The following is a 17,411-nucleotide window of genomic DNA, read 5'->3' as shown; positions in this document are numbered from 1 at the left end:
TCCTGATTTAAAGTTAATCCACTATATTTGCCGGCTTACTGTCGGTTGCGTTGTTTTTCGTTGGCATGTTGCTTAAGGGTGGCGCACATGCCGGCAGTGTTGCTGCCTTTCATCAGCATGGCAGGTTCTCCGTTGATGGCGTAGCCTTCGCTGCTGTTGTCGGTAATGACTGTTTTGTTGTCATCCAGTTGCAGACTGTCCGGCGTTTTCTGCCAGCTGCCGTTTTTGACTTCGTTGTTTAAAGCCATGCAATATTTGCCATTGTTCAGTATGCCGATCATCTGCGAATCCATGGTCATGTAAACGCCGGGAGGCGGGGTTTTCGCAAAGACCTGTGTCGACAGCATCAGCGCGGCGGTGGTCAGAAGTCGGAGTGCGATTTTCATTAAAAACCTTTTATGCTCAATCAATTAAATTATACGTTTCCGCGTTTCGGGTCGTTCGGGCGCAGTTGGGCGGCGAGTTTGTCGAGGATGCCGTTGACGAATTTGTGTCCGTCGGTGCCGCCGAAGGTTTTGGTCACTTCGATGGCTTCGTTGATGATGACGGGGTAGGGGGTCTCGGGCATCGCGCTTAATTCGTGGCATGCCATCAACAGGACGGCGCGTTCGATGGGGCTGAGGTCTTTTTCGTCGCGGTCGAGCAGGGGGCGGATTTGTTGGATGTATTCGGCTGCATGGGTGTGTGTGCCGAAGAAGAGTTTGTTGAACAGCTCTTCGTCCGCTTTGGCGAAGTCGGGCTGGTCTTGGATGTTTTTAGCGATTTCGGGGGCGGCGGTGTTGTTGATGCCGGCTTGGTAGAGGGCTTGTACGGCTAACTCGCGGGCGCGGCGGCGTGGGGTTTTCATGGGGATTCCTTCGTTGGCGGCACGGTGGGTGCGGTAATGAATGTTTCAGACGACCTCTTTCGGATGACGGGTCGTCTGAAAACGGTTTGTCCGGCGGATGGAGCGAAACCGAGATGCTGTAAAGCGGCGGGTTTCGCGTTCGGATTTATTCTTCTTCGTCGTCAAACTGCTCTTCAATCAGATGGTTGACGAGGTTGGCGCACTCGACGGCGACTTTGGCAGCGTCGGCGGCTTTTTCTTCAATACGCGCGACGGCTTGCTCGTCGTTTTCGGTGGTTAGGATGGCGTTGGCGATGGGGATGTTGTAGTCGAGTCCGACACGGGTTACGCCTGAACCGGATTCGTTGGAAACGAGTTCGAAATGGTAGGTTTCGCCGCGGATGACGACGCCGATGGCAATCAGTGCGTCGTATTGCTCGGAGGCTGCCATGTTTTGCAGGATGAGCGGTACTTCGAGCGCGCCGGGTACGGTGGCGATGGTGATGTTGTTGTCGGCTACACCCAATTCTTGCAGGGTGCGGCAGCAGACTTTGAGCATTTCGCTGCCGATTTCGTTGGTAAAGCGGGCTTGTACGATGCCGATGCGTAGGTGTGCGCCGTCGAGGTTCGGGGCGATGATGTTCATGGTGTTTCCTTGTATTTTGAGCGGTAAACGGGTTTTCAGACGACGTTTGGCTTTTCTGAAAACGATATTGGTGGATTTATTCTTGTGGCTGCCAGTCGGCAACGGCTTGAAACTCGCCGTCTTCGCCTATTTCCCATGCACTGCCTTCGGGTTGGGTTATGAGCGCGGCGACGGCGGGATTGGGCTGGGTAATTTCGGAAAGGCTGACGACACTGAAATTGTCAGGATCGTCGGTGTATTCGTCGGTCTCGTCGCCGCTAAAGAAACGCCAGCCGCTGTCGTTTTCGAAAACGGGGGCTTCGCGGTAGAGGAAGCCGACAGGTTCGCCTTGTTTGGCTACCGTGTTGGTCACGATGCAGCGGTCGAGTGCGGCTGAGAGGGCTTGGGCAAATTTGTTCATTGTGGTGTGTTGCGTGCCGTAAAAATTGTGCGGATTTTATCATGATTAGGGCAGCCTCTGCACCGTGTATCTTTATATTTGCCGCTTAAGGTTTGATGGTACAATGCTGGTCGTCTGAAACGGGCTGAACTGTATTTCAGACGACTATTGCAGCCTTAAAGTGTTTCCGTATTTGCATGAAGTGCCGAAACGCATTCGGGTTGGTTTGGGAGGCTGAATTTTTGCCGCCTCCCGCCCGATACGCCGAAGCAAGAAGAAAGACAAACGTCCTCATGAAAACAGATGTGTTAAAACAGCAGGCGCATACCGCCATTCAGAATAAACTGGGTTACCATTTCAAAGATACCGCGCTTTTGCAGCAGGCGCTGACCCACCGCAGCTACCATGCGAAAAACAACGAGCGTTTCGAGTTTGTCGGCGATTCGATTTTGAACTACACCGTCGCCAAAATGTTGTTTGACGCGTTCCCCAAGCTGACTGAAGGCGAGTTGTCGCGTTTGCGCGCGAGCTTGGTCAATGAAGGCGTATTGGCAGAAATCGCTTTGGAAATGAATGTCGGCGACGGGCTTTATTTGGGCGCGGGCGAGTTAAAAAGCGGCGGTTTCAGACGCCCCTCCATCCTTGCTGATGCTATGGAAGCGATGTTTGCCGCAGTCAGCTTTGACGCGGATTTCGCCGAGGCGGAGAAAGTGGTGCGACACTTGTTTGCCGAACGCGTCAAACGCGCCGATTTCAAAACGCAGGGCAAAGACAACAAAACCGCCCTGCAAGAAGCCCTCCAAGCCCGCCGCCTTGCCCTGCCCAAATACCGCATCGAAGAACAAATCGGTCATGCCAACGACAGTATGTTCCTGATTTCATGCGACTTGGGCGAACTCGGCTTCATCTGCAAAGCACAAGGCTGCAGCCGCAAAGTTGCCGAGCAGCAAGCCGCCAAAGAAGCGCTGCAATGGCTTGAGCAACACCATCCTTTGAAAAAAGCAAAAAAATAGCCGATTTATTTTTCAGACGACCTAGGGATACGAAAAGGTCGTCTGAAACTTCAAACAGAAAGCCATCATGGACATCGAAACCTTCCTGCAAAACGAATCTAGCCATCCTGCCGACTACCGCTGCGGCTTCGTCGCCATTGTCGGCCGCCCCAACGTCGGCAAATCCACGCTGATGAACCACCTTATCGGACAAAAAATCAGCATTACCAGTAAAAAAGCCCAAACCACGCGCAACCGCGTTACCGGCATTTACACCGACGACACCGCCCAATTCGTTTTCGTCGATACGCCGGGCTTCCAAACCAAACACCGCAACGCCCTAAACGACCGCCTCAATCAAAACGTTACCGAAGCGTTGAGCGGCGTCGATGCCGTCGTTTTCGTCGTCGAAGCCATGCGCTTTACCGATGCCGACCGTATCGTGATGAAGCAACTGCCGACAAACACGCCCGTTATCCTTGTTATCAATAAAATCGACAAAAATAAAGCGGGCAATGACGGTTTGCAGGAATTTATCGACCAAATCAGCGCAGAATTCAAATTTGCAGGACATGAAACCGTCAGCGCCAAACACGGATTGGGCATCGCCAATCTGCTCGCGCGCCTCAGACCTTATCTGCCCGAAAGCGTGCCGATGTATCCGGAAGAAATGGTGACCGACCGTTCCAGCCGTTTCCTCGCCACCGAAATCGTGCGCGAAAAACTGTTCCGCTACCTCGGCGAAGAGCTGCCTTACGCCATGAACGTGGAAATCGAACAATTCGAAGAAGAGGAAAACGGCCTTTACCGAATCTACGTCGCTGTATTGGTCGATAAAGACAGCCAAAAAGCCATCCTGATCGGCAAAGGCGGGGAAAAACTGAAAAAAATCTCCACCGAAGCCCGTCTCGATATGGAAAAACTGTTTGATACCAAAGTGTTTTTAAAAGTATGGGTCAAAGTCAAATCAGGCTGGGCGGATGACGTGCGCTTCCTCAGGGAATTGGGTTTGTAGGTCGTCTGAAAATATATAGTGGATTAACTTTAAACCAGTACGGTGTTGCCTCGCCTTAAGCTCAAAGAGAACGATTCTCTAAGGTGCTGAAGCACCCAAGTGAATGGGTTCCGTACTATCTGTACTTCTGCGGCTTCGCCGCCTTGTCCTGATTTAAATTTAATCCACTATACAGTCTCAAATAAACGAAGGTCGTCTGAAAACAAGTATTGCAAGTTTTCAGACGACCTTTTTCATGGTCAAACAATCAGTTCTTCATCGACTGCACCGGCGCGGGAATCCTGCCGCCGCGGTTGACGAACACTTCGCACGAACCTTCTTTAACTGGCATCACAGGCGCGTAGCCCAGCAGGCCGCCGAACTCGACGCTGTCGCCGACGTTTTTGCCCGTTACCGGAATGATGCGCACAGCGGTGGTTTTGCTGTTGATCATACCGATGGCGGCTTCGTCGGCGATAATGCCGGAAATCGTGTGCGCGGGCGTGTCGCCGGGAACGGCGATCATGTCCAGCCCGACCGAGCAGACGGCGGTCATCGCTTCGAGCTTGTCCAGCGTCAGCACGCCTGCTTCGGCGGCAGCAATCATGCCTTCGTCTTCGGAAACGGGGATAAACGCGCCGCTCAAACCGCCGACCGCGCTGGAAGCCATCATGCCGCCTTTTTTCACGGCATCGTTCAGTAATGCCAAAGCAGCCGTCGTGCCGTGCGTACCGCAGACGCTCAAGCCCATTTCTTCAAGGATGCGTGCTACCGAGTCTCCAACGGCAGGGGTCGGTGCAAGCGACAAATCGAGAATACCGAATGGAATGCCCAGTATTTTCGAGGCTTCGCGGCCGATGAGTTCGCCCACGCGGGTGATTTTGAAGGCGGTTTTCTTCACGACTTCGGCGACTTCGGTCAGGCTGACCGCGTCCGAATTTTCCAGCGCGGCTTTGACCACGCCTGGCCCCGATACGCCAACGTTGATAACGGCGTCCGCTTCGCCCGAACCGTGAAACGCGCCCGCCATAAACGGATTGTCTTCCACCGCGTTGCAGAACACGACGATTTTGGCGCAGCCGAAACCTTCGGGCGTGATTTCAGCCGTGCGTTTGATGGTTTCGCCCGCCAGTTTGACCGCGTCCATATTGATACCGGCGCGCGTACTGCCGATATTGATGGAGCTGCACACGATGTCGGTCGTCTTCATCGCTTCGGGAATGGAACGGATTAACACCTCGTCTGAAGGCGACATGCCTTTTTGCACCAGCGCGGAAAAGCCGCCGATAAAAGATACGCCAATGGCTTTTGCAGCTTTGTCCAAAGTCTGCGCCACGCTGACGTAAGAATCGGCTTTGGTCGCCGCCGCGATTTGTGCAATCGGCGTGACGGAAATACGCTGATTCACAATCGGCACGCCGTATTTGGCAGACAGGTGTTTCGCCGTAGCGACCAAATCTTTACCGACGGTGGTGATTTTGTTGTAAATGTTTTGGTTCAGTACATCGATGTCGGTGCTGATACAGTCGTGCAAATCAATGCCTATGGTAATGGTGCGGACATCGAAATGCTGGTCGGCAACCATTTTGACGGTTTCTAAAATTTCGCCGGATTGGATACTCATCACATTCCTCCGACTCAAATGCGGTGCATGGCTTGGAAGATTTCTTCATTTTGCATACGGATGTCGAGCGCGAGTTTTTTGCTCTCTTCCGCAAACAAATCCAGCATTTCCTGCCGTGATTTGGGGCATTTTGAGGTATCCACCAAGATAATCATGGTGAAGAAATCGTCCATCAGCTGCTGGCTGATATTGAGGATGTTGATTTGATTTTCTGCGAGAATGCCGGAAACGTCGTACACGATACCGACGCGGTCTTTGCCGATGACGGTGATGACTGAGTTGTTCATAAGTCAGGGTCCTTTTAGAGGTCGTCTGAAAAAATTTGATTTGGGAAATTATAGCACCGCTTTAAAATAAGTTCGCTTGGATTGTTGACAATTTTTAGGCTTTATCGGTTTGGTTGGCTGCTTATTGAATAGGATGGGCAAAGGATAATCGGTAGGTTTGTAATCTCGAGATTTTTGATGAGCGAATATTAAGTTGTTCAAATGCGTATGCAAACAGACGCACCTAAATGCAGCAATTTGCGTATAATGGCGCAAATTCCGATTAACCGATTCATGTAAATAAGGATTACACCATGACCTCTATCCACGACCAAATCAAAGAAGTCGTTACCACTCACCGCGTTGTGTTATTTATGAAGGGTACGAAGCAGTTTCCGCAATGCGGCTTCTCTTCACGCGCCGTGCAAATCCTCAATGCTGTGGGCTGTACTGATTACGTTACCGTGAATGTTTTGGAAAACGATGCCGTCCGCCAAGGTATCAAAGAATACAGCGATTGGCCGACCATTCCGCAACTTTATGTGAATGGTGAGTTTGTCGGCGGTTCCGACATTCTGATGGAAATGTATGAAGCAGGTGAGCTGCAAGAATTGCTGAAAGCTTGATTTGCCTGATACGGAATCATGAAGAGGTCGTCTGAAATATTTCAGACGACCTCTTTTTCATTTTAACCAAGATTCAAGAGGGGTTTATTCCTCAGGACGTTCGCCGTCGGTGTCGTCCAGTTTGCCTTCGGTAATATCAACGTTGATGCCTACGGCAGCGCGGATTTTGGCGTCGATTTCGTTGGCGATTTCGGGGTTTTCTTTCAGCCATACGCGAACGTTGTCTTTACCTTGTCCGATTTTGGCGCCGTTGTAGCTGTACCATGCGCCTGATTTTTCAACGATATCGTATTTGACGCCGAGGTCGATCAGTTCGCCTTCCCAGCTTACGCCTTCACCGTACAGAATATCGAATTCGGCTTGGCGGAACGGAGGGGCGACTTTGTTTTTGATGACTTTGACTTTGGTTTCGTTGCCGATAACGTCGTCGCCTTTTTTGATTTGTCCGGTACGGCGGATATCGAGGCGGACGGAGGCGTAGAATTTGAGGGCGTTACCGCCGGTGGTGGTTTCGGGGCTGCCGAACATCACGCCGATTTTCATACGGATTTGGTTGATGAAGACGACCAGCGTGTTGGTGCGTTTGATGTGGCCGGTCAGTTTGCGCAAGGCTTGACTCATCAGGCGGGCTTGCAGGCCGACGTGGCTGTCGCCCATTTCACCTTCGATTTCGGCTTTGGGTACGAGGGCCGCTACGGAGTCGACAACGACCATGTCCACGCCGCCGGAGCGCACCAGCGTGTCGCAGATTTCCAGAGCCTGCTCGCCGGTATCGGGTTGGGAGAGGTAAAGTTCTTCTACTTTAACGCCGAGTTTGCGGGCGTAAACGGGGTCGAAGGCGTGTTCAGCGTCGATAAAGGCGCAGATGCCGCCGTTTTTCTGGCATTGGGCGATGGCTTCGAGACAGAGCGTGGTTTTACCGGAGGATTCCGGACCGAAGATTTCGACGACGCGACCGCGCGGCAGACCGCCGACGCCGAGCGCCAAGTCCACACCGAGCGAGCCGGTGGAGATGACGTCAAGGTTTTCTTCTTGCTGGCTGCCGTCCATTTTCATGATGGAGCCTTTGCCGAAGTTTTTTTCGATTTGGGCAAGGGCGGCGGCTAGGGCTTTGCTTTTTTCGTCTGACATAGTGTTGTTCTCGGTTGATGTTAAGGAAGTTAGCTAAGAATTTGTTTAGCTATTATCTCATAAATTAAGAAAAAGTATAGTTTATTTCGCTTTTATTTTGAAATATAGGCGGATTTATTGGGTATTTTTTAGATAACTATCTGTTTCTAATAAAATTAAATATTTCTAGTTTTTGTTATAGTGGATTAACTTTAAATCAGGACAAGGCGACGAAGCCGCAGATAGTACATCAGGACAAGGCGACGAAGCCGCAGACAGTACAAATAGTACGGCAAGGCGAGGCAACGCCGTACTGGTTTAAAGTTAATCCACTATAGTATCAGTGTTGCGGATTCTTTGGTTACAGAGGTCGTCTGAAAAATCGACTGCGGTTTTCAGACGACCCCTCGCTCAATCCAATCACTTACACACGGCGGATACTTTGATTTCGACCGCCCATTCCGGTTTGGCGAGTTTGGCTTCGATACAGGCGCGGGCTGGGGCGCGGCCGGGGGCTGTCCAGGCATCCCAGGCTTCGTTCATGGCGGCGTAGTCGTTCATATCGGTCAGGAAGATGGTGGCTTCGAGGATGTGTGCTTTGTCGGAACCGCATTCTTCGAGCCAATGGTCGATTTGCGCCAAGACGTTTTCGGTTTGGGCTTTGGCATCGGCTTCGGGATTTTCGGGAACCATGCCTGAGAGGAAGACGAATCCTCCGGCGCAGACGGCTTCGGAGTAGCGTTCGGTCGTACCGAGGTATCGGATATTCATTTGATATTCCTTGAGGTTGGGGCATGCGGGGCATTTTGTCCTGTCATCGGATTTCGGTTTTCCGATTGGGTCGGAACAAGATGACGGGTATTGTGCAGGGGCTTATGGTAACATTCAGCTTGATTGTCTGCCACAGCAGGCGGGCTGTTTTTGAAAAGATGCGGAAACTATTTTTACGCGTCATTGTCATATTGAATTTAGGTCGTCTGAATAATATTGGGACTGCATCATGAGCAAAAATACCGATTATCCGGTTACGCCTGCCGTCCGTTTCCTGCGTACACATCAAATTGATTTTGAGCCTTATATTTATGTTTATGAGGAACACGGCGGGACAGGGCAGTTTGCGGATTTGTTCGGCGTGGACGAGCATCAGGTGGTCAAAACCATCGTGCTGCAAAACGAAGCGAAGAAAGGGTTGGTTGTCGTGATGCACGGCGACAAGCAGATTTCCACCCGCAATCTGGCGCGCGATTTGGGTATGAAACACATCGAGCCTGCCGATCCGAACCAGGCAAACAAATGGACGGGCTATCTGGTGGGCGGCACGACGCCTTTCGGTATGAAAACCCAGTTGCCTGTTTATGTTGAAAAAAGTATTTGGGATTTGGAGAAGGTTTATATCAACGGCGGCAAGCGCGGATTTATTATCGGTGTCAATCCGCAGGCTTTGCGGGCTTTGAATCCGCAGGATGTACAGGTCGCCGTTTAAAGGGATGCGAAACGGTTTTTAAGTCGGGAAACGCAGATTCGGGCAGATTTGAAGGTTTTATAAAAAGAACACAATGCCTGATTTTATATCTGTTTTTATTCTGTCTAGCGCTTGTTAGCGTGATTTCACGGTATCAGGCTTTGGCAAACACAAACCAAAGAGGCACACCCTAATATGGAAAACCGTAATTTTTATGAAATTCTCGGCATTTCGGCGGATGCGGACATTGCAGAAATCAGAAAAGCCTATCGCGATTCGGCAATGAAATACCATCCCGATCGTAATCCCGGCAATCCCGAAGCGGAAGAGCGTTTCAAGGAAATCCGTCAGGCTTACGATACGCTGGTCGATCCTGAACGTCGTGCATGGTACGACGAGTCGCTCCGTGAATTCAGCGGCAGAAACGGGCAGACCGCCAACCAACAGACTACCAGCCAACAGACCGGCAATACGGCGGAAATGTTGCACCGAGACGGCGACCGTACTTACGTTATGGCGATGTATGCCTTGTTGGCTTTGGGATTGCTTACCTTCGTCATGCCGGTTGCCGGCATCATCTTGGCGTATGTGAAACGTGGCGATATGAGCGACTCGGTTTATAATAACCATGCAGATTATCTGATTAAAACCTTCTGGGGCGGTCTGGCGGGGTTTATATTGAGTAAACTCACTGCGTTGATCGGACTCGGCGCCGTGGTACTGTTTTTGGTATCGGTTTGGTTTGTTTACCGTCTGGCAGCCGGATTCATCAAGCTGACGGACAACAAGCGCATGTCTTTGGATACTTGGTTCTAAGCGCGACAGCCCGCTTTGTTTTCAGACGACCTTTGCATTCCGAGGTCGTCTGAAATTTTTATAGGGGTCGTTGGCGGGAAACTAAATAGAAAAACAGGACACAAAGAAGGTCGTCTGAAATCTGTCCGGTGCATCCGACACACTTAATCAAAGGAAAAACATGATTTATTTATTGGCAAGCATATTGTGCAGCGTGTCTGTGTCGGTATTGCTCAAATTGGCGCGTAAGAACAAAATCGACGTCGCGCAGGCGGTGGCGGTGAACTACATTGTCGCGGTCGCGTTGACGGCTTGGGTGTTGAAACCCGATTTGAGTAATCCGAAAGCCTTTTTGCCGACGTGGTGGCTGTTTGGCGCGCTGGGCGTGTTATTGCCTTCGGTGTTTGTGATTATGGGCAAGGCAGTCGATGCGGCGGGTATCGTCAAGTCCGATGCGGCGCAACGTTTGTCTTTGATATTGCCGATTATTTCCGCGTTCGTCATTTTTGGCGAGGCGTTGACCGAAGGGCGGCTGATAGGCATCGCTTTGGCGTTTGTGGCTTTGTTCTGCCTATTGTGGAAAGCCGACGGCGGCAAGAAATCAGGCGGATTGGGCACGCAAATCATGTTGCTCGCGGGCGTTTGGGCGGGCTACGGCATCATCGACATCCTCTTCAAACAGCTCGCCAAAAGCGGCACGGCGTTTTCCGGCAACCTTTTGGTCGCCTTCAGCCTCGCCGGTATTTTGATGTTCGGCTACCTTTTCTCCCAATCGACCAAATGGACGAAAGAAGGCATTATCGGCGGCATCATCTTGGGCGGCTTGAACTTCGCCAACATCGTTACCTACATCACCGCCCATCAAATGATGAAAGACAATCCGACGCTGGTCTTTGCAGGCATGAACATCGGCGTCATCGTCTTGGGTACGCTGGTCGGCGCAATGGCGTTTAAAGAAAAAATCAGCAGCATCAACGCTGCTGGCATCAGCGTCGCCGTCTGTGCCATCGCCTGTTTATTTTACTGGCCGCAGATACGGGGGCTGGTCGGGATGTAAGCATGTAAAAGGTCGTCTGAAAAAGGTTTCAGACGACCTTTTGTCTTACAGGCGGGAATGTTTTTTCTACTTTGATAACAACGGCGCGTTTGCAGCTAGACAACCCATGCAAAACGGTCTAATGTTCCGCCTGCATATGCACATTACTTTATAAACAAACGAATGAGAAGGTAAGAGAAATGACTGTCCGTATCGAACACGATTTGCTAGGCGAACGCGAAATCCCCGCCGAAGCGTATTGGGGCATCCATACTTTGCGTGCGGTGGAAAACTTTAAAATTTCCAATCAAAAAATTTCCGACGTGCCGCAGTTCGTCCGCAGCATGGTGATGGTAAAAAAAGCAACCGCGCAGGCAAACGGCGAACTGGGTGCAGTGAAACCCGAAATCGCCGCCGCCATTGAAAAGGCTTGCGACGAAGTGTTACTCAAAGGCCGCTGCCTCGACCAATTCCCGTCCGACGTGTATCAGGGCGGCGCGGGGACTTCGGTCAACATGAACACCAACGAAGTCATCGCCAACCTTGCTTTGGAAATATTGGGTTATGAAAAAGGCCGCTACGACATCGTCAATCCGATGGATCATGTGAACGCCAGCCAGTCCACCAACGATGCGTATCCGACCGGCTTCAGGCTGGCGGTGTATTACAGCGTCGGTGCGCTGCTGGAAAAACTGGCGTTGCTGAAAAATGCGTTTGCCGCGAAAGCCGATGAGTTTAAAGATGTTTTGAAAATGGGGCGAACCCAGCTTCAAGATGCCGTACCGATGACGGCGGGGCAGGAATTCCAATCTTTCCAAGTGTTGCTGGAAGAAGAGATTTTGAATCTGGACCGCACGCGCGCCCTGTTGTTGGAAGTCAACTTGGGCGCAACCGCCATCGGCACGGGTGTGAACACACCCAAAGGCTACGCGGCTTTGGCGGTGAAAAAATTGTCCGAAGTCAGCGGCTTGGATTGCAAGCTGACTGAAAACCTGATTGAAGCGACTTCCGACTGCGGCGCGTATGTGATGGTACACGGCGCATTGAAACGCACGGCGGTGAAATTATCGAAAATCTGTAACGACTTGCGCCTTTTGTCGTCCGGTCCGCGCGCCGGTTTGAAAGAGATTAACCTGCCGGAAATGCAGGCAGGTTCGTCGATCATGCCCGCTAAAGTCAATCCCGTGATTCCCGAAGTGGTGAATCAAGTCTGCTTCAAAGTCATCGGCAACGACACCACCATCACCTTCGCCGCCGAAGCGGGGCAGCTGCAATTAAACGTGATGGAGCCGGTCATCGCGCAATGTATGTTTGAGACCATTTCTTTGTTGGGCAACGCAGCGGTAAACCTTGCCGAAAAATGCGTCAAAGGCATCACCGTCAACCGCGAAATCTGCGAACGCTATGTATTCAACTCCATCGGCTTGGTTACTTATCTGAACCCGTATATCGGACACGGCAACGGCGATTTGGTCGGCAAAATCTGCGCCCAAACTGGCAAAGGCGTGCGCGAAGTCGTACTCGAACGCGGCCTCTTGAGCGAAGCGGAACTCGACCGCATCCTGTCGCCCGAAAACCTGATGAACCCGCATTTGTAAGATAGGGCATAAAGAAAAGGTCGTCTGAAAACGGAATTGCCGTTTCAGACGACCTTTTTCTATTTGTTCAAATTGTTATTTCAACATCAAAATCGCAGCCACCCCCGCAGCCGTGACTACTAAGGCGGCAATCAGTTTGGCGGCGGAAGCAAATTTCAAGGCAACGGTTTGCCCCTCGATATGCTTGTAGCCGCTGATCATCGGGTGGATCAAATCTTTTTTCTTCAAAAATTTATACGCCAAAACCGTGAAAATGTGCAGACCTGCCAATGCCGCAAGCAGGTTGAAGAAATTGACATGGATTTTGCGCATCAGGCTGCCCGTGTCCGAGCTGACCAGATGGTTCAGATAGCCGCTGTCGGTAAACGTGTTTTCATCGGCGGCGAACAAGCCTGTCGTGACTTGCAGCAAGACCGCTGCAATCAGCGCAATGACCATCAGCGCGCCCAAAGGGTTGTGTCCGGGCTGTTCGTTTTCCGTCAGGCTGCCTTGCAGGTAACGGCGGATGGATGACGGACCACGCACGAATTGTGCAAACCGAGCCGTATCGCTGCCCCACAAGCCCCAACACAGGCGGAAGATAATCAGTCCGACGATCAGCAGCCCGCAGCGCAAGTGCCAAACCAGCATCCCGCCGCCAGCCTGCGCGCTGTACCACATAAATCCGACCGATAAGACTAAGAGCCAGTGAAACAGGCGCGTCGGCAAATCCCAGACTTTGACTTTTTGTTTCATTTAGATATTCCTTGTTGTGCGGTTGTAGTGTTCCTATACGGGGCGGTAGAATCGTGACAACAACAGTCGATAAAAGACATCCTCTTTTCGCCACGCATCCGCTATTTTATCCCAAACTCAGGCAGATTGATGATGAACCCGTCCTATACGCTCCCCGATACGCCCGATTTTTTTCAGACGACCTCGCAATTTCCCGACGTATTCACCCCGCGCCAGGCGGAATCGCACAAAGGGACATACGGCACGCTCGCCGTCGTCGGCGGCGCATCGGGCATGAGCGGAGCCATTGCTCTCGCTTCCACCGCCGCGATTTATCAAGGCAGCGGCAAAGTGTGGGCGGGCTTCAATCAAACCGCCTTGCCCTTCGCCATCATTCCCGAACGCCCCGAAATCATGCTGGCAACTGCCGAAGACTTGCTGAAACGCAAGGACATCAGCGCATGGGCGGTCGGCTGCGGCATAGGTTTGGAAGAAACCGCCAACCAAATCTTAAATGCCGTGTTGACGCAAAATCAGGACGCGCCGCTGTTGCTTGATGCCGACGCACTGACCCTGCTGGCAAGGTCGAATTCAGAAACACGAGAAGCAGCACAAAAACGCAGCAATCTGGTTCTGACCCCGCATCCCGCCGAAGCCGCCCGCCTGCTCGGTACATCCACCCAAGCCATCCAGCAAGACAGAATGTCCGCCGTCCAAACCATCAGCGCAACGTTCCAAGCCGTAACCGTCCTAAAAGGACACCGCACGCTGGTCGCCGCGCCCGACGGCACGGTCTATACCAACCAAAGCGGCAACGCCGGACTTGCCACCGCAGGCAGCGGCGACGTGTTAAGCGGCATCATCGGCAGCCTGCTCGCACAAGGCATTGCCCCATTTCAAGCCGCCTGCGCCGGCGTATGGCTGCACGGCGCAGCGGCGGATGTCATCAAACACTCGACGGGCGTGGAAGCCGGTATGCTCGCAGGCGAAATTGCACCCGCCGCCAGATGGTTGAGGAATCGGCTGATGATGGATAAAACAAAAGTTTAAAGAAAGAGGTCGTCTGAAAACGAGTTTGGCGCTGTATCTTTGTTTTCAGACGATCCTTTGTGAATATTCAACATTTGTGTCTGAATTTATAGTGGATTAAATTTAAATCAGGACAAGGCGACGAAGCCGCAGACAGTACAAATAGTACGGCAAGGCGAGGCAACGCCGTACTGGTTTAAAGTTAATCCACTATAAAATCTCTTTGATGTTTCCTGTGTAGATAATCCAAATCAAGTGAAAAAGGTAAACCATGCAGTCCAAATTTTTTAACCATCAAGGCGCAAGCCTGCACTACCAAATCGGCGGTAAGGAAGCCGCTCCCGTCATGGTCTTGCTTCACGGCGGTTTTGGCTCGATTAGCGATTTTGAACCGCTGCTGCCGCGCCTATTGCAACACTACCGTGTGATTGCTGTCGATACGCGCGGACACGGACGCTCTACGCTCGGCACCGCCGCATTGACCTATGCCCAAGTCGCCGATGACGTGCGCCAAATCCTGCGCAGTGAAAGCGTGGAAAATTACAGTCTGTTCGGTTTCAGCGACGGAGGAATAACTGCTTACCGTCTCGGTGCGGAAGATGAAAATGTTGAGAAAATCATCACGGTAGGCGCAGAGTGGCATCAAAAACACTTGAATCGCGTACGGTCGATGTTTGAAGCGTTAGACCTTAATATCGTAAAAGAAAACCTGTCGGAACAGCTTGCCGCTTATCAGGCAGCCAATCCCGAACCCGATGCCGAAAAATGGATTGCGGCATTGAAAGCCATGTGGCTGGATGAAAGCGCAAGCGGTTATCCCAACGAAAGTGTCCGTGAAGTCGCAGCTAATGTCTTGGCAATACGCGGAGAAGCCGATTTTCTGCTTGCCTTCGATGATTGGGTAGAACTGAAAACCGAATTGCCTTATGTGCATCTGATGAATGTGCCGTTTGCCGTTCATGAAGCGATTAAAGAGCAGCCCGAAATCGTTTGGGCGGCAGTACAGGCGTTTCAGGCATTGTAAAAGGCGGTATTGAATAAATAGATCGTCTGAAAACGGGTTTTGGAGCTACATCTTTGTTTTCAGACGACCTGTCCATCCGTTTGAAATCCTCCCCCGTACCGATTAAACTGCCGACTTGCTCTTTTCCATTATCATTATTTTATCCGTCACACCATGCCCAAAATCCTTATCATCCGCTGGCTTATCGTCTGCCTGATACCTTTAATCACGCTTGCTATTTTCGTCGTCAATCCGCCCGAAGACGAGGCGCAGCACTTAATCAACGGCATCATCCTTGCTTGCGAAGCGACGTTTTTGTTCAAATTCATCCTCTTCGAAACCATCAAGCATCATCTTAAGCAAGAGTTTGATTTGAAACGTCAAACCATGCTGCTGTTTATTCCGATCATTTTGCTGATTGTGTATTTATTCCACTATTTCGGCGCGGTTTAGTTTTGAAAAGGTCGTCTGAAACCGATTTCAGACGACCTCAAGTCTTTTATGAATACACACGTTTTTCCTGTTTGTTGGATTTTTTGCAACGTCATCGACAATTTCGGCGATATCGGTGTTTCCATGCGGCTTGCCCGTGTTTTGCGCCGCGAGCTTGGTTGGCAGGTGCATTTGTGGACGGACGATGTGTCCGCCTTGCGTGCGCTTTGTCTCGATTTGCCTGATCTTCCCTGCGTTCATCAGGATATTCATGTCCGCACTTGGTATTCTGACGCGGCAGACATCGATGCTGCGCCCGTTCCCGATGTCGTCATCGAAACTTTCGCCTGCGACCTGCCCGAAAATGTGTTGCACATCATCCGCCGACACAAGCCGCTTTGGCTGAATTGGGAATATTTGAGCGCGGAAGAAAGCAATGAAAGGCTGCATCTGATGCCTTCACCGCAGGAAGGCGTTCAAAAATATTTTTGGTTTATGGGTTTCAGCGAAAAAAGCGGCGGGTTGATACGCGAACGCGATTATCGTGATGCCGTCCGTTTCGATAGCGAAGCCCTGCGAGAGCGGCTGATGCTTCCTGAAAAAAATGCCCCCGAATGGCTGCTTTTCGGCTATCGAAGCGATGTTTGGGCAAAATGGCTGGACATGTGGCAACAGGCAGGCAGCGCGTTGACCCTACTGCTGGCGGGTACGCAAATTATCGACAGCCTCAAACAAAGCGGCATGATTTCGCAAGATGCCCTGCAAAACGACGGTGATGTTTTTCAGACGACCTCAGTCCGCCTCGTCAAAATCCCTTTCGTGCCGCAACAGGATTTCGACAAACTGTTACACCTCGCCGACTGCGCCGTGATACGTGGCGAAGACAGTTTCGTCCGCGCTCAGCTTGCCGGCAAACCCTTTTTTTGGCACATCTATCCGCAAGATGAAAACGTCCATCTCGACAAACTCCACGCCTTTTGGGATAAGTCGCATGGTTTCTACACGCCCGAAACCGCCTCGGCACACCGCCGCCTTTCAGACGACCTCAACGGCGGAGAGGCTTTATCCGCAACCCAACGCCTTGAATGTTGGCAAACCCTGCAACAACATCAAAACGACTGGCGGCAAGGTGCAGAGGAGTGGAGCCGTTATCTTTTCGAGCAGCCGTCAGCCCCTGAAAAACTCGCTGCCTTTATTTCAAAGCATAAAAAAATACGCTAAAATAGCGCGTTTATTTACAACCGATTTGATTGGAAATCACAATGAAAACAGCACAAGAACTGCGCGCCGGCAACGTATTCATGGTCGGCAACGATCCTATGGTCGTTCAAAAAACCGAATACATCAAAGGCGGCCGCTCTTCCGCCAAAGTCAGCATGAAACTGAAAAACCTGCTGACCGGTGCCGCTTCCGAAACCATTTACAAAGCCGACGACAAATTCGACGTCGTTATCCTGTCCCGCAAAAACTGTACTTACAGCTACTTTGCCGATCCTATGTACGTCTTCATGGACGAAGAATTCAACCAATACGAAATCGAAGCCGACAACATCGGCGACGCGTTGAAATTCATCGTTGACGGCATGGAAGACCAATGCGAAGTAACCTTCTACGAAGGCAACCCCATTTCTGTCGAGCTGCCTACCATCATCGTACGCGAAGTCGAATACACCGAGCCTGCCGTTAAAGGCGATACTTCCGGCAAAGTGATGAAAACCGCGCGTCTGGTCGGCGGCACTGAAATCCAAGTGATGTCTTACATCGAAAACGGCGACAAAGTCGAAATCGATACCCGTACCGGCGAATTCCGCAAACGCGCTTAAGCATTGTTTGTGAATCAAAATAAAAGGTCGTCTGAAAAGTTTCAGACGACCTTTTT

General features: G+C 51.3%; 21 protein-coding genes. 12 read left to right on the top strand and 9 right to left on the bottom strand.

Going from position 1 to position 17,411, the window contains the following annotated elements; translation table 11 throughout:
• Positions 1–35: 35 nt before the first annotated feature.
• From HMPREF2572_RS03475 to HMPREF2572_RS03460, 4 genes are all read right to left on the bottom strand, one after another.
• Positions 36–386, bottom strand: coding sequence for a hypothetical protein (locus HMPREF2572_RS03475; RefSeq protein WP_070496270.1), 351 nt, complete (start codon positions 384–386; stop codon positions 36–38).
• A gap of 29 nt (positions 387–415) precedes the next feature.
• Positions 416–847 carry a transcription antitermination factor NusB gene (gene nusB, locus HMPREF2572_RS03470; protein ID WP_003744263.1) on the bottom strand — a complete coding sequence of 144 codons (432 nt, stop codon included), beginning with the start codon at positions 845–847 and terminating at the stop codon, positions 416–418.
• A 145-nt stretch (positions 848–992) separates the two neighbouring features.
• Positions 993–1,472: a 6,7-dimethyl-8-ribityllumazine synthase gene (gene ribH, locus HMPREF2572_RS03465; RefSeq protein ID WP_009311397.1), complete on the bottom strand. Its 480-nt coding sequence runs from the start codon at positions 1,470–1,472 to the stop codon at positions 993–995.
• 76 nt (positions 1,473–1,548) lie between these two features.
• Positions 1,549–1,872, bottom strand: coding sequence for a DUF2185 domain-containing protein (locus tag HMPREF2572_RS03460; RefSeq protein ID WP_070496269.1), 324 nt, complete (start codon positions 1,870–1,872; stop codon positions 1,549–1,551).
• 272 nt (positions 1,873–2,144) lie between these two features.
• On the opposite strand from HMPREF2572_RS03460, the gene rnc reads away from it, so the two are divergent.
• Complete coding sequence (gene rnc, locus HMPREF2572_RS03455) at positions 2,145–2,864, top strand: ribonuclease III (protein ID WP_070496268.1); 720 nt, start codon at positions 2,145–2,147, stop codon at positions 2,862–2,864.
• A gap of 67 nt (positions 2,865–2,931) precedes the next feature.
• Complete coding sequence (gene era / locus HMPREF2572_RS03450) at positions 2,932–3,858, top strand: GTPase Era (RefSeq protein ID WP_070496267.1); 927 nt, start codon at positions 2,932–2,934, stop codon at positions 3,856–3,858.
• Positions 3,859–4,105: 247 nt separating this feature from the next.
• Here era and HMPREF2572_RS03445 read toward each other — a convergent pair whose 3' ends face one another.
• Positions 4,106–5,461: a PFL family protein gene (locus HMPREF2572_RS03445; protein ID WP_070496266.1), complete on the bottom strand. Its 1,356-nt coding sequence runs from the start codon at positions 5,459–5,461 to the stop codon at positions 4,106–4,108.
• A 14-nt stretch (positions 5,462–5,475) separates the two neighbouring features.
• Positions 5,476–5,748 (bottom strand): ACT domain-containing protein, encoded by a 273-nt coding sequence (locus HMPREF2572_RS03440; protein WP_019270481.1) that lies wholly within the window; start codon positions 5,746–5,748, stop codon positions 5,476–5,478.
• 293 nt (positions 5,749–6,041) lie between these two features.
• Here HMPREF2572_RS03440 and grxD point away from each other — a divergent pair, with 293 nt between their 5' ends.
• Entirely contained in the window at positions 6,042–6,353 is a 312-nt protein-coding gene (grxD, locus tag HMPREF2572_RS03435; protein WP_070496265.1) for a Grx4 family monothiol glutaredoxin, read from the top strand.
• Between the two features lie 84 nt (positions 6,354–6,437).
• Here the strand turns inward: grxD and recA are convergent, their stop codons facing one another.
• Entirely contained in the window at positions 6,438–7,484 is a 1,047-nt protein-coding gene (gene recA / locus HMPREF2572_RS03430; protein WP_049225386.1) for a recombinase RecA, read from the bottom strand.
• Between the two features lie 399 nt (positions 7,485–7,883).
• A complete protein-coding gene (locus HMPREF2572_RS03425; protein WP_016687444.1) occupies positions 7,884–8,234 on the bottom strand; it encodes a RidA family protein in 351 nt (116 codons plus the stop codon).
• Between the two features lie 229 nt (positions 8,235–8,463).
• On the opposite strand from HMPREF2572_RS03425, the gene ybaK reads away from it, so the two are divergent.
• The 4 genes from ybaK (at position 8,464) to aspA (ending at position 12,354) form a co-directional block, all read left to right on the top strand.
• Positions 8,464–8,946 (top strand): Cys-tRNA(Pro) deacylase, encoded by a 483-nt coding sequence (gene ybaK, locus HMPREF2572_RS03420; RefSeq protein WP_070496264.1) that lies wholly within the window; start codon positions 8,464–8,466, stop codon positions 8,944–8,946.
• Between the two features lie 174 nt (positions 8,947–9,120).
• Complete coding sequence (locus tag HMPREF2572_RS03415; protein WP_070496263.1) at positions 9,121–9,741, top strand: DnaJ domain-containing protein; 621 nt, start codon at positions 9,121–9,123, stop codon at positions 9,739–9,741.
• A 160-nt stretch (positions 9,742–9,901) separates the two neighbouring features.
• Complete coding sequence (locus HMPREF2572_RS03410; RefSeq protein ID WP_070496262.1) at positions 9,902–10,777, top strand: DMT family transporter; 876 nt, start codon at positions 9,902–9,904, stop codon at positions 10,775–10,777.
• A gap of 179 nt (positions 10,778–10,956) precedes the next feature.
• Positions 10,957–12,354, top strand: coding sequence for an aspartate ammonia-lyase (aspA, locus tag HMPREF2572_RS03405; RefSeq protein ID WP_070496261.1), 1,398 nt, complete (start codon positions 10,957–10,959; stop codon positions 12,352–12,354).
• A 75-nt stretch (positions 12,355–12,429) separates the two neighbouring features.
• Here aspA and HMPREF2572_RS03400 read toward each other — a convergent pair whose 3' ends face one another.
• Positions 12,430–13,089, bottom strand: coding sequence for a cytochrome b/b6 domain-containing protein (locus HMPREF2572_RS03400; RefSeq protein ID WP_070496260.1), 660 nt, complete (start codon positions 13,087–13,089; stop codon positions 12,430–12,432).
• Between the two features lie 129 nt (positions 13,090–13,218).
• Between HMPREF2572_RS03400 and HMPREF2572_RS03395 the strand changes: the two genes are divergently transcribed.
• From HMPREF2572_RS03395 to efp, 5 genes are all read left to right on the top strand, one after another.
• On the top strand, positions 13,219–14,118 hold the full coding sequence (locus HMPREF2572_RS03395; RefSeq protein WP_070496259.1) for an NAD(P)H-hydrate dehydratase: 900 nt from the start codon (positions 13,219–13,221) through the stop codon (positions 14,116–14,118).
• A 250-nt stretch (positions 14,119–14,368) separates the two neighbouring features.
• A complete protein-coding gene (locus HMPREF2572_RS03390; protein ID WP_070496258.1) occupies positions 14,369–15,121 on the top strand; it encodes an alpha/beta fold hydrolase in 753 nt (250 codons plus the stop codon).
• A 153-nt stretch (positions 15,122–15,274) separates the two neighbouring features.
• Positions 15,275–15,553: a hypothetical protein gene (locus HMPREF2572_RS03385; protein ID WP_070496257.1), complete on the top strand. Its 279-nt coding sequence runs from the start codon at positions 15,275–15,277 to the stop codon at positions 15,551–15,553.
• A 48-nt stretch (positions 15,554–15,601) separates the two neighbouring features.
• Entirely contained in the window at positions 15,602–16,753 is a 1,152-nt protein-coding gene (gene earP / locus HMPREF2572_RS03380) for an elongation factor P maturation arginine rhamnosyltransferase EarP (protein WP_070496256.1), read from the top strand.
• A gap of 41 nt (positions 16,754–16,794) precedes the next feature.
• Positions 16,795–17,355: an elongation factor P gene (gene efp / locus HMPREF2572_RS03375; protein WP_002219406.1), complete on the top strand. Its 561-nt coding sequence runs from the start codon at positions 16,795–16,797 to the stop codon at positions 17,353–17,355.
• Positions 17,356–17,411 lie beyond the last annotated feature (56 nt).

Origin of the sequence: Neisseria sp. HMSC064E01 (assembly GCF_001808875.1) — a bacterium.
GTDB classification, from domain to species: Bacteria; Pseudomonadota; Gammaproteobacteria; order Burkholderiales; family Neisseriaceae; genus Neisseria; species Neisseria sicca_A.
The sequence above is the reverse complement of the archived record's forward strand: the minus strand, read 5'-3'. Positions and strand labels throughout refer to the sequence as shown.

Coding starts and splice junctions, on each gene's coding strand:
- recA (WP_049225386.1), bottom strand. CDS start 7,484: ATGTCAGACGAAAAAAGCAAAGCCCTAGCCGCCGCCCTTGCCCAAATC.
- HMPREF2572_RS03445 (WP_070496266.1), bottom strand. CDS start 5,461: ATGAGTATCCAATCCGGCGAAATTTTAGAAACCGTCAAAATGGTTGCC.
- nusB (WP_003744263.1), bottom strand. CDS start 847: ATGAAAACCCCACGCCGCCGCGCCCGCGAGTTAGCCGTACAAGCCCTC.
- HMPREF2572_RS03395 (WP_070496259.1), top strand. CDS start 13,219: ATGATGAACCCGTCCTATACGCTCCCCGATACGCCCGATTTTTTTCAG.
- HMPREF2572_RS03400 (WP_070496260.1), bottom strand. CDS start 13,089: ATGAAACAAAAAGTCAAAGTCTGGGATTTGCCGACGCGCCTGTTTCAC.
- rnc (WP_070496268.1), top strand. CDS start 2,145: ATGAAAACAGATGTGTTAAAACAGCAGGCGCATACCGCCATTCAGAAT.
- ybaK (WP_070496264.1), top strand. CDS start 8,464: ATGAGCAAAAATACCGATTATCCGGTTACGCCTGCCGTCCGTTTCCTG.
- HMPREF2572_RS03390 (WP_070496258.1), top strand. CDS start 14,369: ATGCAGTCCAAATTTTTTAACCATCAAGGCGCAAGCCTGCACTACCAA.
- aspA (WP_070496261.1), top strand. CDS start 10,957: ATGACTGTCCGTATCGAACACGATTTGCTAGGCGAACGCGAAATCCCC.
- ribH (WP_009311397.1), bottom strand. CDS start 1,472: ATGAACATCATCGCCCCGAACCTCGACGGCGCACACCTACGCATCGGC.
- HMPREF2572_RS03475 (WP_070496270.1), bottom strand. CDS start 386: ATGAAAATCGCACTCCGACTTCTGACCACCGCCGCGCTGATGCTGTCG.
- HMPREF2572_RS03425 (WP_016687444.1), bottom strand. CDS start 8,234: ATGAATATCCGATACCTCGGTACGACCGAACGCTACTCCGAAGCCGTC.
- HMPREF2572_RS03410 (WP_070496262.1), top strand. CDS start 9,902: ATGATTTATTTATTGGCAAGCATATTGTGCAGCGTGTCTGTGTCGGTA.
- grxD (WP_070496265.1), top strand. CDS start 6,042: ATGACCTCTATCCACGACCAAATCAAAGAAGTCGTTACCACTCACCGC.
- HMPREF2572_RS03440 (WP_019270481.1), bottom strand. CDS start 5,748: ATGAACAACTCAGTCATCACCGTCATCGGCAAAGACCGCGTCGGTATC.
- HMPREF2572_RS03385 (WP_070496257.1), top strand. CDS start 15,275: ATGCCCAAAATCCTTATCATCCGCTGGCTTATCGTCTGCCTGATACCT.
- earP (WP_070496256.1), top strand. CDS start 15,602: ATGAATACACACGTTTTTCCTGTTTGTTGGATTTTTTGCAACGTCATC.
- efp (WP_002219406.1), top strand. CDS start 16,795: ATGAAAACAGCACAAGAACTGCGCGCCGGCAACGTATTCATGGTCGGC.
- era (WP_070496267.1), top strand. CDS start 2,932: ATGGACATCGAAACCTTCCTGCAAAACGAATCTAGCCATCCTGCCGAC.
- HMPREF2572_RS03460 (WP_070496269.1), bottom strand. CDS start 1,872: ATGAACAAATTTGCCCAAGCCCTCTCAGCCGCACTCGACCGCTGCATC.
- HMPREF2572_RS03415 (WP_070496263.1), top strand. CDS start 9,121: ATGGAAAACCGTAATTTTTATGAAATTCTCGGCATTTCGGCGGATGCG.